The 14,251-nt window shown below is 42.0% G+C and carries 14 protein-coding genes; 3 read left to right on the top strand and 11 right to left on the bottom strand.

Annotation, left to right across the window (positions count from 1 at the left end; translation table 11 throughout):
- Nucleotides 1-29 precede the first annotated feature (29 nt).
- The 10 genes from F887_RS03820 to F887_RS03865 all read right to left on the bottom strand — a co-directional run bounded on the left by F887_RS03820 (nucleotide 30) and on the right by F887_RS03865 (nucleotide 10,029).
- Complete coding sequence (locus tag F887_RS03820; protein ID WP_005296424.1) at nucleotides 30-746, bottom strand: phosphatase PAP2 family protein; 717 nt, start codon at nucleotides 744-746, stop codon at nucleotides 30-32.
- 189 nt (nucleotides 747-935) lie between these two features.
- Nucleotides 936-1,661, bottom strand: a complete 726-nt coding sequence (locus tag F887_RS03825; protein ID WP_171067486.1) for an amino acid ABC transporter ATP-binding protein — start codon at nucleotides 1,659-1,661, stop codon at nucleotides 936-938.
- A 14-nt stretch (nucleotides 1,662-1,675) separates the two neighbouring features.
- Nucleotides 1,676-2,359 (bottom strand): ABC transporter permease subunit, encoded by a 684-nt coding sequence (locus tag F887_RS03830; RefSeq protein WP_005296418.1) that lies wholly within the window; start codon nucleotides 2,357-2,359, stop codon nucleotides 1,676-1,678.
- Nucleotide 2,360: 1 nt separating this feature from the next.
- On the bottom strand, nucleotides 2,361-3,104 hold the full coding sequence (locus F887_RS03835) for an amino acid ABC transporter permease (protein ID WP_005296414.1): 744 nt from the start codon (nucleotides 3,102-3,104) through the stop codon (nucleotides 2,361-2,363).
- Nucleotides 3,105-3,180: 76 nt separating this feature from the next.
- Nucleotides 3,181-4,125 (bottom strand): transporter substrate-binding domain-containing protein, encoded by a 945-nt coding sequence (locus F887_RS03840; RefSeq protein WP_005296412.1) that lies wholly within the window; start codon nucleotides 4,123-4,125, stop codon nucleotides 3,181-3,183.
- 438 nt (nucleotides 4,126-4,563) lie between these two features.
- Nucleotides 4,564-5,751: an ammonium transporter gene (locus F887_RS03845; RefSeq protein ID WP_005296410.1), complete on the bottom strand. Its 1,188-nt coding sequence runs from the start codon at nucleotides 5,749-5,751 to the stop codon at nucleotides 4,564-4,566.
- Between the two features lie 353 nt (nucleotides 5,752-6,104).
- Entirely contained in the window at nucleotides 6,105-7,514 is a 1,410-nt protein-coding gene (locus F887_RS03850; protein WP_005296405.1) for a short-chain fatty acid transporter, read from the bottom strand.
- Nucleotides 7,515-7,649: 135 nt separating this feature from the next.
- On the bottom strand, nucleotides 7,650-8,291 hold the full coding sequence (locus F887_RS03855) for a CoA transferase subunit B (protein WP_005296403.1): 642 nt from the start codon (nucleotides 8,289-8,291) through the stop codon (nucleotides 7,650-7,652).
- A gap of 2 nt (nucleotides 8,292-8,293) precedes the next feature.
- A complete protein-coding gene (locus tag F887_RS03860; RefSeq protein WP_005296400.1) occupies nucleotides 8,294-8,998 on the bottom strand; it encodes a CoA transferase subunit A in 705 nt (234 codons plus the stop codon).
- 146 nt (nucleotides 8,999-9,144) lie between these two features.
- On the bottom strand, nucleotides 9,145-10,029 hold the full coding sequence (locus F887_RS03865) for a LysR family transcriptional regulator (protein ID WP_005296398.1): 885 nt from the start codon (nucleotides 10,027-10,029) through the stop codon (nucleotides 9,145-9,147).
- 505 nt (nucleotides 10,030-10,534) lie between these two features.
- Here F887_RS03865 and F887_RS03870 point away from each other — a divergent pair.
- Nucleotides 10,535-11,959, top strand: coding sequence for a GntP family permease (locus F887_RS03870; protein WP_005296394.1), 1,425 nt, complete (start codon nucleotides 10,535-10,537; stop codon nucleotides 11,957-11,959).
- A gap of 72 nt (nucleotides 11,960-12,031) precedes the next feature.
- On the top strand, nucleotides 12,032-12,817 hold the full coding sequence (locus F887_RS03875; protein WP_005296389.1) for a 3-hydroxybutyrate dehydrogenase: 786 nt from the start codon (nucleotides 12,032-12,034) through the stop codon (nucleotides 12,815-12,817).
- A 64-nt stretch (nucleotides 12,818-12,881) separates the two neighbouring features.
- On the opposite strand, the gene F887_RS03880 is transcribed toward F887_RS03875, so the two are convergent.
- A complete protein-coding gene (locus F887_RS03880; protein WP_005296386.1) occupies nucleotides 12,882-13,490 on the bottom strand; it encodes a hypothetical protein in 609 nt (202 codons plus the stop codon).
- Nucleotides 13,491-13,652: 162 nt separating this feature from the next.
- Between F887_RS03880 and F887_RS03885 the strand changes: the two genes are divergently transcribed.
- Entirely contained in the window at nucleotides 13,653-14,240 is a 588-nt protein-coding gene (locus tag F887_RS03885; protein WP_005296383.1) for a hypothetical protein, read from the top strand.
- The last annotated feature ends 11 nt before the right edge of the window (nucleotides 14,241-14,251 follow it).

Below are 14,251 nucleotides of genomic sequence, written 5' to 3'. Positions count from 1 at the left end.
AGCAGTACTCGTTCTATGAGCACGAGCATTTACTTTACCATATCAACTACCGGGAAAGGTACAGAATTACGATTTGCAACTGCTTGATGATGCTTATAAGTCAATGCATAACAAAGTAAATTAATCGCAACACAAACCCAAGCCGTCCAAAGATTATGACTCAGGAAATGAGCGCCACGCATCATTTGTGCCCACCCCATGGCAAAGCCGAGGATTAGACCTGCTATTAAATAGAACCAAGCACGTTGTGTTTGATGTAAGCGATAAACAAAATAACCAGTGATGAGCGCGAAACCTGTGCTGGCATGTCCACCTGGGAAACAATGTCCAGCTGTTGCTGAGAAATCCCAGACAAAGCCTATGGCAGTTTCATGGGTCATATACCACGGGCAGGCTTGGGCAGAATGTGCTTTGAGTAATCCGACAATACAGGTGCAGAGCATACTGACCCAAAACATATAGCCATATTGCCAACGATTTGGTTTTAGTTTTTCAACTTTAAAAGAAGCAGCCCATAAAAAGAAAAACATGACATAAACAACGGTTAGCAATTGTTTGACATAACTATGATTCAGTTTATCGAGGAACCAATCATTTTTATATGGAAATGTACCATGTTGGCTGACCCAAGGTTGAATCAGCTTTAAGTCAATTGTTCCACCGACAGGAAATACCCATAACAAAATGAAAAAACTAATAAAAAGTAAAAAACTTAGCCATAAAAAAAAGGGTGTTTTCAAGATCATGGAACTGGCTGTGAGGGCTAGATGATGGTCTGATTATTTAATGCGGAGAAGCTTAATTGGCTCTTAAATGAGTCTTAAAAAGAGCGAAAGGTGATCACTGAAAAATAAGCTAGGTGATTTATTTTATAAGGTATTCAAGATCAAGCAGCCCAAAAAGGCTGCTTGATCTTGGGTTGAAAAAAGAAGGATTTAATGCAGAATTTTATCCAGAAATTGCTGGGCACGTTCACCACGTGGTGTACCAAAGAATTCATCTTTGGAGCAGTCCTCAACAATTTTTCCTTGGTCCATGAAAATAATACGATTGGCCACCTGACGAGCAAAGCCCATTTCATGGGTTACACACATCATGGTCATACCTTCTTTGGCCAGTCCAACCATCACATCGAGAACTTCATTGATCATTTCTGGGTCAAGCGCAGACGTTGGCTCATCAAAGAGCATAGCAATCGGGTCCATGCTCAGCGCACGAGCAATCGCAACCCGTTGCTGTTGACCACCTGAAAGCTGAGCAGGATATTTATTGGCATGTGCGCTCAGTCCAACCCGATCCAGATAAGCCAATCCCTTTTTATTGGCCTCTGCTTCTGAGCGGCCAAGTACCTTGACCTGAGCAATAGTCAGATTCTCGGTAATGCTCAGGTGTGGAAACAGTTCAAAGTGCTGGAAGACCATACCAACACGGCTACGTAGTTTGGTCATATCGGTTTTGGGTTCGTGAACAGGGACACTATCGACAAAGATTTTACCTTGCTGAAACGGTTCTAGCCCATTTACGGTTTTAATCAAGGTCGATTTACCTGAGCCTGATGGACCACAGACCACCACCACTTCACCTTGACGGATCTGGGTGCTACAGTCGGTCAGTACCTGAAATTGTTCATACCACTTACTGACATTTTGGAGGTCTATCATTACTTTATTGTCGCTCATACACGTAACCTCCTTTGTAAACGTTTCACTGTGAATGTCGCTAAAGCACTGATGCTAAAGTACACCAGTCCTGCAAATAGAATATATTGGGTGAGTAGTGACATTAAATCGCCACGAACATAATTGGTTCTGAAAAAATCCAGTAACCCGATGGCATAGACCATGGTTGAATCCTGAAACAGGATAATCGTCTGTTGTAATAGCAAGGGCGTCATTTTTCTGAATGCCTGCGGTAGAATAATCAAGCGCATCGACTGGTTGTAATTCATCCCCAGTGCATATGCTGCAGCAGCTTGACCCTTAGGAATGGATTGAATTCCAGCACGTACAATTTCAGAAAAATAAGCAGCTTCAAAGAGCATGAATGCCACGATGCTTGAAACCAAAGCCGTATCAATGGTGAGGTATTGACCTGTGATCGCGGTATAAAAAAACGGAACGGCAAAGTAAAACCACATCAACACCAACAGTAGGGGAATCGAGCGGAATAGGTCGACATAAGCCTGCGCAATCCAATTCAGAATTTTGATCGATGAGAGACGCATCAGTGCCAGTATTGTACCAATGGCAATACCGCCAATTGTTGCGAGAACAACGACTTTTAAAGTAATGCTGAAACCGTACCAGAGCGCAGGCCCAGACTGCTGTAAATCATTAAGAAAAGAAGTTAACCATTCCATACTACTTTCCTCCTGATATTAAACCAGGAATACGCAGACGTTTTTCCAGCAGGTTCATACTAAAAATAAGACAGACATTGATCACAATGAAAATGATGGTGACGTAGGTGTAAATTTCGATGGTGTTCTGGGTATATTCACTAATGGTTTTCATCTGCGAAATAATTTCTGCTACTCCAACCAAAGAGGCGACTGAGGTATTTTTTACGCAGTTGGTCAGCTCTGAACTCAGCGGCGGTAAAATGGTGCGAAAAGACTGTGGCAGAATGATATAGCGATAGAGTTGTGCCGTGGAAAACCCCATGGCATAACCTGCATTAATTTGCCCCTTGGGTAAGGCTTCAATACCTGTCCGCACCTGTTCACATACACGTGCAGCCGTGAATAGCCCGAGCCCAACACTGGCAGAAATCAGGGCCGTGGTATTGGCACCCAGATCATTCATCCACCAGCTTTTGATGGGCGCAGGGAGAAAATTGGGAACCACATAAAACCAGATAAATAACTGAACAAGTAAAGGCACATTCCTGAACAGCGTGACATAGGCTGTACCAACGGCTCTGGCGGTTTTATTCGGGAGCGTACGCATAATGCCAAGGATGCTGCCGAGAAGCATGGCAATGCTCCATGCGACAATCGCAATCACCACAAGCCATCCCAGACCCGTTATAATCCAGCTAAGGTAGGTTGTATCCCCGATACCTGTAGATTGCCACAAAACTCCCCAGTTCCAGCTATAATTCATAATAACTCCTGAGAAGAAGCGGGAGAACATCCACTGTTCCCCGGTTCCATAATAAGATTTTGGTTATAAGGACAAATTATTGATCCCGATCATGCGGGCTGCTGATTAATGCTTTAAGTTGATCGGACATGGCAAAGTTCAAATTAATGTTCTTTGGTGGAATCGGTTGCTGGAACCATTTTTCATACATCTTGTTGATTTCACCAGAGGCATAGGTTGCTTTAATTGCATCATCGACGACTTGTTTAAAACCAGTATCGCCCTTACGCAGCATACAACCATAGATTTCATGAATCGGTGCAGTACCAACGATGTCCCATTGATTTGGATCTTTGGCTTTGGATTTCTCACCTGCGAGTAGGATATCGTCCATCATAAAGGCCACAGCACGGCCATTTTGCAGCATCAAGAAAGATTCAGCGTGGTCCTTGGCAGAAATGATTTCACCGATACCAAGTTCTTGCTGGTGTTGGCGGATATAGCGTTCAGAGGTGGTTCCTGCTGTGGTCACCAGTTTTTTGCCTTTTAAATCTGAAAAATCTTTAATTCCAGAGTTTTTAGCCGTGAGCAATCGAGAGCCAACTTCAAAGAAACCAACAGAAAAATCAACCTGTTGCTGTCGCTCTTTATTGTTGGTGGTTGATCCACATTCCAAGTCCACCGTACCATTCGAGACCAGAGGAATACGGTTCTGACTGGTCACAAGGTTATAACGAACTTTCAGATCTGGCATGTTGAGTTTCTGCTTTACGGCTTCAACAACTTTTAGTTGCAGATCGTGTGCATAACCTACTGGCTGATTTGGGGTAGAGGCAATATAAGAAAATGGAATAGATGAATCACGATAACCCAGCACAATAGTGCCCGAGCTTTTGATTTTGTTTAACGTACCAGAGTCGGAAGCGCTACCTTCAGCAGCTTTTTCACCAGCTGCGGGTGCTTTATTGTCACTACAGGCACTTAAGCCGAGCATCAAGGCGCTTGCACAAAGCAGGGAAGTCATGGTGCGTTTAGGTGTCATATACAAAACTCCTTTTGTATCGTTATGATCGCATTCGTAATTGTTGCGGTTTAACCGTTCATTGTTATGAAAAATAATGTGCTCTTTTTTATGCATAAAAAATACATTATTTTTCATCTTAATAGACTTCAATACGATTGCTCAAGCGATATTCTTTACCGTTTTGTTAATAGTAACTGTCGATGAATTAAGCAATTTTTAAATGAATGAATTACAGTAAAAATTGCAAGAAACGTAAAGCATAATATGTGCCATGATTGTTATTTTGATTTCAAATGCAACCAAGAATTGCTGTGTCTATTCCAATTGATAGACATGCGCAATCAAATAGCTTTTGGTGCTGATAAGGGCACATCAATTAGATTAAAGATGCGCTTATATTTTTAATCACATATAAAAAAAGCGGCATGGATAGCCGCTTAAATAGCTTGAAAAAGACTAGAACATTGACTCTTCAGAGTTGGCTGAGATTTTGTGAATCGAAAGGTCTGCACCACGGTATTCATCTTCTTGAGAAAGGCGAATTCCCATGGTTACTTTGAGTAGGCCATACACAATGAAACCACCTGCAAGTGCAATGCCGATGCCTAAACTGGTACCAATGATCTGAGAAATGATTGACACACCACCGAGACCGCCAAGTGCTTGTTGCCCAAAAATTCCTGCCGCAATACCGCCTAATGCACCACATACGCCGTGTAAGGGCCACACCCCAAGTACATCATCTACTTTCAGTTTGTTTTGAGTATAAGTAAATAAGTAAACAAAGAGTGCACCAGCAGTACCACCAATTACTAGCGCACCAATTGGGTGCACGATGTCTGAGCCTGCACAAATCGCTACCAGCCCAGCCAATGGGCCATTGTGTAAGAAACCAGGGTCATCTTTACCCATAAAGTTTGCAGCTAAGGTTCCACCGACCATTGCCATCAGAGAGTTGATTGCAACCAGACCAGAAATTGCTTCGACACGTTGTGCGCTCATCACGTTAAAGCCAAACCAACCCACGATTAGAATCCATGAGCCTAAGGCAAGGAATGGAATTGATGAAGGTGGGTGTGCGCTGACACGACCATCATTTTTATAACGGCCATGACGTGCACCGAGTAAAATCACAGCAGCCAAGGCAATCCATCCACCCATTGCATGCACGACAACTGAACCTGCAAAGTCATGGAAACTTGCACCAAAAGAGTTCTCTAACCACTTTTGCAAGCCATAGTTACCATTCCAGATCATGCCTTCGAAGAACGGATAGATCAATGCAACCAAGATTAGCGTTGCAATCGCTTGAGCGCGCATTTTGGCACGTTCTGCAATGCCGCCTGAGATAATTGCAGGAATTGCAGCGGCAAAGGTGAGCAAGAAGAAGCAGCGCATCAGGTTATAGCCATGATCGGCTGCTAAGGTGCTGCCTGCATGGAAAAAGTTTTGACCATATGCAATCCAATAGCCTACAAAGAAATAGGCAATCGCTGAAATGGCAAAATCGGTAAGGATTTTACTCAGTGCATTGACTTGGTTTTTATGGCGGACTGTGCCTAATTCCAAGAATGCAAAGCCAGCGTGCATTGCTAGTACCAGTACTGCACCGAGCAGTAAGAAAAATAGATCTACGTTTTGCATAGTGGTGCTCAAAAAAAGTGCTAAATTCTATTTTTATGCAAATATTTGATTCATTTTTTGCACCAAAATAGATTTAGTAAATCTAAAAACTCAAGTTGTCTTGAAACAACTCAATTTGATGGAATTTATAATGCAAAAAACGCACCAATATAGAAATTAAATTGTAATTTTGATGAAAAGTGGTGCAATTTGCTTAAAAATAGCACAGTTTCTGGCATGAATAAAATTCAACAGCAGAATATCGCTTTGATTTGTTTAGAGGCATGAACAATCGTGGAGCAATAAAAAACACCGTAACGTTTCATCCTGATCAGATTAAAGATGAAAGATTACGGTGGATAATGATGAAGTAATTACATCACGGGCGGGGTGTAGGTTAAGGTACGTCCTAAAATCCAAAGTAAGAACAACACCAAAGGAAGATGGAACACCAACTGAGTGACGGTAAAACCAATCACGTCTTTGGCCTTGAGTTTCAAAATCCCCAACATCGGAAGCATAAAGAATGGATTGATCAAATTCGGCAATGCTTCGGCAGCATTATAAATCTGTACCGACCAGCCCAAATGTACTTGCAAATCATTGGCGGCTTGCATCACATAAGGCGCTTCAATAATCCACTTACCACCGCCAGATGGTACAAAGAAACCCAGTACTGCAGAATAAATACCCATCACAATCGCAAAGGTTTCTTTCGAAGCAATCGAAACAAAGAACTCTGCAATATAGTGCGATAGTGATAGATCCTGACTATTCAATGCTTGGGTCATAATGAAAGCAATACTGCCGTAGAGCGGGAACTGGATCAGAATCCCCGACACCGCAGGCACCGCCTGACTGACGGCATTGAGAAAATTACGTGGGGTACGATGGAGTGCCAGACCGAGCATCAAGAACACAAAGTTATAGGTATTGAGGCTGGAAATGGCGATGATGGGATTGGTTTTAGAAAACTCGATAAACATCCAGATCAAGCCTAATGCCACCACAATAATAGTTAATAGTGGGGAGTTCTCTAACCAATCCCCAGGTCGAGTCGATTTGACTTCGGTTTTTTCTTCTTCGTCAAAGTTGAGCTCAAAATCCTGCATGGTTTTGACATTGTCACCCTTCGGTGCAGACCAATAGGCAATCGCAATCGAGACAATCACCAAGATCAAGGTCATGAGCATCGATTGCCACAGAAAGATAGTTTCGGTAAATGGAATCACACCTGTGAGGTTATAGATGGATTCAGGCAAACTGGCTTTATTGGCCTGTAATTGTGCCGCAGATGAACTAATGCCCAGTGCCCATGTTGCGCCCATACCAATAATTGCCGCAGCGGCAGCAGCACGATAGTCCATTTGTAGTTCTTTACGCTTTGCCAACGCAATTACCAACAATGCGGTCAAAATGGTACTGACTGCCCAATTGACCAGAGAAATCAATAAACTGACGGTAGCCACCAATACGATTGCACTGCGACCTGAGTGCGGAATACGTGCCATCTTCTGAATCAGTTTTTTTACAGGTGCAGAAACAGAAACCACATAACCGACAATAATCAGCATGGTCATTTGTAAGGTGAAGGGGATTAAGCTCCAAAAGCCATTACCAAATGAGCTGGCGACATCTTGTACGGATGCACCAATGCCAATGGCAGCAAATGAAACAATAATTACACCGAGCAGGGCAAAAATGTAGGAGTCTGGAAACCACTTTTCCGACCAATTACTAATACGCAAGGCAAAACGTTCTAACAAAGCAGGTTGTTTATTCATCTTCAGCATCCATCTTTGATTTTGTTGTTTCTCATTCATTTGTCCTAAATGAATTTCTGCTGTTAAAAAACAGCGAAAAGTGATGCTCGTAAAAAGCATCACTTCAATAAGAAAAAATAAGATTAAAAAGTTTGATTAAGCTTTGGCTTCAATCAAAAGTTCGACACCTGTAGCAGCTTGAATTTGCTGTTTAGTCACATCAGGTGCTAACTCCACCAGTTTGATTCCTTCAGCAACAACATCCAAAACACCTAAGTCGCTAATAATGCGATGCACGACTTTTTGACCCGTCAGTGGCAAGCTGCACTGTTTAACAATTTTGGCAGTACCATCTTTGGCATTGTGTTCCATCAACACCACCACGCGCTGTACGCCTGCGACCAAGTCCATCGCACCACCCATGCCTTTGACTTTCTTGCCCGGAATCATCCAGTTGGCCAAGTCTCCTTGCTCGGAGACTTCCATTGCACCCAGAATGGCAATGTTGACGTGTCCGCCACGAATCATGGCAAAGGATTCACTGCTTGAGAAAAAGGCTGCACCTGCACGAGCGGTGACGGTTTGTTTGCCTGCATTGATTAAATCGGGGTCGAGTTGCTGTTCAGTTGGAAATTCACCAATGCCAAGTAGGCCATTTTCCGATTGCAGCCACACATCCATATCCTCTGGAATGTAGTTGGCAACTAGAGTTGGCAGGCCAATACCTAGATTGACGTAGAAACCATCTTGTAATTCTTGCGCGGCACGTTGTGCCATTTGTTCACGTGTCCATGCCATGATTATGCGTCCTGTGCTTTTAGGGTTTTTTGTTCGATACGTTTTTCTGGTGTGGCATTGAGCACCACACGATTGACGTAAATCCCTGCTAAATGGATTTCATCTGGATCCAGTTCGCCAATTTCAACAATCTGTTCAACCTCGGCAATGGTGATTTTTCCTGCCATTGCACATTCAGGGTTAAAGTTTTGAGCGGTTTTACGGAACACCAGATTGCCTGCTTTGTCTGCTTTATAAGCTTTGACCAATGCCACATCCGCAGTGAGAGATAGTTCCAGAATATAGGTATGACCATTAAATTCGCGTTGTTCCTTACCTTCAGCCACCAATGTGCCCGCACCAGTTGCGGTATAAAAGGCTGGAATGCCTGCACCACCAGCGCGTAGTTTTTCCGCCAATGTGCCTTGTGGGGTGAGTTCAACTTCGAGTTCACCATTTAGATATTGGCGTTCAAATTCTTTATTTTCGCCCACATAAGAAGAAATCATTTTTTTAATTTGTCGGGTCTTGAGTAATACACCCAAACCAAAATCATCAATACCTGCATTATTGGAGATACAAGTCAGGCCCGTGACACCTGTTTCTTTAAGCGCCTGAATCAAGGCCTCTGGAATACCGCATAAGCCAAAACCGCCAACCGCAAAAGTCTGCTGATCTTGCACCACATCTTGTAGTGCCTGTGCCGCTGTTGAATAGACTTTATTCATTTTTTCACCTGTAAATTCCTTGGTTTCTATTAGTTTTAGCACTCAGGGATTATTTACAGAAGTTTAAATTTTTAAAGGATTAATGAGAGAAACTCATTAATACAAGAAAATTCATCTATTTCACTAAGACGGCACTCTGACGGGGCTTAGCCAAAATCATGTTGTAGCAAGATCTCGATAAACTCGGCCGAAATATTGGAAAGCTCAAAGTCCTTCTTATACACAATACCAATCGCCTGAGGTAGTTTGCCATCCTCAATCTCAATCAGCACATTATGTTCCTTGTCGATAAAGTTCTGAAAATGACGCGGTATGGCACTGACACCCATATCCAGCGCAACAAAGCTGGAGAGGGAACTGATCTGATGGCATTCGACTTTTAAATCCAAAGTTAGGTGATTTTTGAGACAGTTTTCTTCAATCAGGTGCCGCACAATCGAGGGGTGTTGCAAGGTTACAAAGGGATTGGCGCACAGTTGTTTCCAACTGATCGATTCTGCTGTTGCCAGTGGATGCGTTTTTGGTAAGAGCGCAAGGAAGTCTTCTTCAAATAAAGGTTTAAATTCTAGTTGATCATTGCGTGGCGGCTCAAAGCAAATGCCAATTTCAAAAATGCCATCCTGAACATTTTCCAGCACTTTTTCATTCGGGATATCATGAATGGAAAAGCTGATATTGGGATGCTTGGCTAAAAAGCTATGAATCACTTGCGGTAAAATCGCATGGGTGACAAAGGGCATCGAAGCAATATTCAATGTGCCGCGATTGAGCTTAAAACGTTGTTTGACGTCTTTTTCCATATCTTCCCAATTGGCTAATAATTTCTTGGCATAGGGAATCAGAGACTTTCCTTCTTGTGTCAGCTCAACGCGACGGGTATTGCGTTTAAATAGCTTGCCGCCCAGTTCTTCTTCTAGTGATTTGATACTCAAACTTAAAGCAGACTGACTGAGATGCAATTCAGCAGAGGCGTTTGCATAATTCAGGGTACGAGTCAAAGCCAGAAATGCTTTGAGTTGCTTTAAAGTCATGGTGGACGACCTATGAGAAAAGTTTTTGATTTATATGCTGTAATTTATAAAAAAAACAGCACATTGTGACTGGCATTTTTGTTAATTCGCTGATCAGAGGCAAGTCGTTTATTTTTTTAAATATGATATGAGATTATTCATTTATTTTATCTCAATATCGAAAAATAGATTATTAAAATAATAAGCTAAATATACTTTGAATGGATTGATGAGTATTTTTAAATAGTTAATTTGTTTTATTAATCAATCAAAATAATTAAGCTTTATTTTGTTATATATTTGATTTTTATAATTAATTTAAATTATTATTTTTGTTTTAATGATATTGTTTTTTATGATTTTAATGCTATTTTAAAATACGTTTTAACATGCGTCTTTGCTTTAGATTCTGTACTGCAGTTCGCAGTATTTTAATTTTATTTATGGTTAGGATAACCACCACACAGTATAAAAAAAATAATTTGGTTGACCCTGACATATATTCTTTGGAATGGAGTAAAAGAATATGTGGGACTTATTTGTCATTCTGCTGTCTTTAGGTTTGTTGATGTACACCGCCTATCGCGGTTTTTCTGTGATTTTGATGGCGCCATTGTGCGCATTGCTGGCGGTTTTTCTGATTAACCCCGCCAATGTACTGCCGTTTTATTCAGGCGTTTTCATGCCGAAAATGGTCAATTTCATCAAAGACTATTTCTTGGTGTTCTTGCTTGGTGCAATCTTTGGCAAAGTGGTGGAAATGTCGGGGATTGCCGAGTCGATTGCCCGTACTATCGTCAATTTGATTGGTGCAAAGAAAGCCATTTTAACCGTGGTTTTACTCGGTGCCATTCTGACTTATAGCGGTGTCAGCCTGTTTGTGGCGGTGTTTGCGATTTATCCATTTGCCAACCAATTGTTCCAACAAGCCAATATTCCAAAACGTTTGATTCCCGGCACTATTGCCTTAGGCGCATTTACATTCACCATGGATGCCTTGCCGGGCACACCACAAATTCAGAACGTGATTCCAACCACGTTCTTTGGCACCAATATCTATGCAGCACCATTTCTCGGTGTGATTGGAGCGATTTTCGTCTTAAGCATGGGCCTACTTTATTTGGAGTCACGTCGTAAAGCTGCGGCACTTGCGGGTGAAGGCTATGCAGGTTTTGCTGCGGAGGGTGAAGTTACACAAGCGACTGCGGATGTAGAGTTATCTCAGCAAAGCAACGGTTCAGTGTTACGTCAAGGTATGGCCTTTGTGCCATTGATTCTGGTTGCAGTCATGAACCGTTATCTGTCTACGGCAATCAAAGAATGGTATCCAAATGGCTTTGATTTTAATGCAATTGGTCTCGCTAACTACACTGTTGATGTGGCAAAAACGGGTGCGATCTGGGCAGTCGGTTTGGCATTGATTGTCGGTATTATTGCTGCGATCTTGTTTGATTATCAACGAGTTGTAACCAATTTCAAAGAAGGTGTGAATGCCAGTATCAGTGGTTCATTATTGGCAGTGATGAACACTGCATCTGAGTATGGTTTTGGAGCGATTATTGCGGCATTACCGGGCTTTGCTTTGATTAGCCATGCATTGGGTACAACCTTTACCAATCCTTTGGTCAATGGTGCAGTGACCACGACAGTACTGGCAGGGATTACAGGATCTGCTTCGGGTGGGATGAGTATTGCCTTGAGTGCGATGGCGGAAACTTATAACGCAGCTATTTTAGCAGCAGGTATTCCACCTGAAGTGATGCATCGTGTGGTGGCGATGGCATCGGGCGGTATGGATACACTGCCGCATAATGGCGCAGTGATTACCTTACTCGCCGTGACAGGTTTAACCCATAAGCAATCCTATAAAGATATTTTCGCAGTGACGATTATTAAAACCTTGGCGGTATTTGTGGTGATTGCTGCATTTACATGGTTCGGTATTGTCTAAGTCGAACTTTAATTTCAGCTCGTCCGTATTGACTGGCGAGCAATCAAGATCATCAAGAATAGGAGTAATACAATGACTCAACAACTCGAAGCCAAAGTGGCCTTTATTACTGGTTCGGCGAGCGGTATTGGTTTAGAAATTGCGAAAAAATTTGCTCAGGAAGGCGCGAAAGTGGTGATTTCTGATGTCAATGCAGAGAAATGCCAGCAAGCGGTAGCGCAGTTAAAACAGCAAGGTTTTGAAGCCTTGTCTGCGCCTTGTGATGTAACTGATGAACAAGCTTATAAAGCTGCGATTGAGTTGACCACGCAAACTTTTGGGCGTCTGGATATCCTGATCAATAATGCGGGTTTTCAGCATGTTGCAGCAATTGAAGATTTCTCAACGGACATTTATCAGAAGCTGGTACAGGTGATGCTGACAGGTTCATTTATCGGAATTAAACATGCGTTTCCAATTATGAAAGCGCAAAAATATGGCCGGATTATCAACATGTCTTCGATCAATGGATTGATTGGTTTTGCAGGGAAGGCGGGATATAACAGTGCCAAGCATGGCGTGATTGGTTTGACCAAAGTGGCGGCTTTGGAATGTGCGCGTGACGGAATTACTGTGAATGCATTATGTCCGGGTTATGTGGACACGCCATTGGTGCGTGGGCAAATTGCTGATTTGGCGAAAACCCGCAATGTGAGTCTGGAAAGTGCTTTGGAAGATGTGATTTTAGCGATGGTGCCACAAAAGCGTTTACTCAGTGTTGAAGAAATTGCAGACTATGCGATTTTCCTTGCCAGTAAAAAAGGGGCTGGAATCACTGGGCAGGCGGTGGTGATGGATGGTGGTTATACTGCGCAATAATCCATTTATGTGATTGAATAAGCCGCTCAATTGAGCGGTTTTTTTATGAAATGAAAGTGATGAGCTAGCACAACGCAATGCGTTTAATTTTTTCATCTGTTAGGAAAAACACAGAAGTTGCACAGGTTTCTTCTAAGACATTGACAGAAATACCATCACCCTTGAATTTTAGATAATGTTTTGGGTCAATTTGCTCATCAGCTAAGATGTTTCCATCTTCATCAAAGCGATAGTCTTCATCCACATAAACCTCTGTTTTAGGTGCAAATTCAAAAGTTCCGAAAATATCGAGGTCATAATCTTTATCTGTATTTTCGTAATAATAAACTTTGTCGCTATTTGAGATACGGAATTCAAAGAGATATTTCATTCCTTTTTTATTGGGGTTTTTCAGCACTCGAAAGGTGTCTAGATTTCCATCGCCATCAAAATCAATGAATACAGGTTTTTTGAGATGGGTTGTATCGACTGAATAGCCTTTTGGTAGTGGAGTTGAATTATTGGCGAGATAATCGGATTCGGGTGTAGCGGGAATAATTACAGGGTCCGATGCGGCTTGAGTCTGTTGTACTGCTTTTGGTGCGGGTTGATCGCTTTCTGAAGATGTTTTTGGTTTTTCATTACATCCAGCGAGCAACATAAATGAGGTGAGTAATAGGACTTTATTCTTCATACAATTCGAGTATTTAAATGATGATGCATATAAAAGATTTTAGCTTAAAAAATGGGTTTGTCATTTTTAATGTTTCATTCAAATTGAGGAGTATGAGAACGTTCTTTAGTCACTCATTTTTTGAGTTAAAATGAATCAGCTTTCATTCTAATACGACCTCATATGAACAATAAATTCGTCAGCTTTTGCCTGTTATCTTTGTGTTTAATTCAAATAAACCAAGCTCATGCAACGCCATTTAAGACCTATCAATCTGAGCCCTTACATTGTGGTGAAGCAACCTTTCAGGTGATTTCATCCTGTTTTGATCCAGATGAAGGCACATTGAGAGGAAGTGGTGGCGTCATACGTGAATCTTGTCAATTGAGTCATTTGCAGATGAATTGGAAAGGACAGCAAAAGCGGATTGATTTTCCAATTGCAACCGCAGCACAAACGCAGCAATTAAAAAGCAAGGGCTATACGTTGCAAAAAGTGATTCGCCAAGGAGATTGGTCACCACAAAGTTTAGCCTGTGGTCAGGTCAAAGGCATTGCGGGGTATTTTGTGGTAGTGAATCAAGCAACCACCAATGATTTGAATCAAGAGTACTTAGGCAAAGGATCGCTGAGTGAAGAGCCTGTGTTACTGAATTTGAATGGCAGCATGACCAGTGATGCACTTAAACAAAAAATCTATCCCTTGCTTAAACAAGATAAAGTTAAAATCACCAAAGTCGTTTCAGCAAATGCGTTATTTGGCAATGAGTAAAGCTTAGTTAG

This window comes from Acinetobacter sp. NIPH 2100 (assembly GCF_000369805.1).
In the GTDB taxonomy this organism is placed as follows: Bacteria; Pseudomonadota; Gammaproteobacteria; order Pseudomonadales; family Moraxellaceae; genus Acinetobacter.
This window is presented reverse-complemented; position numbering and strand designations above follow the sequence as displayed.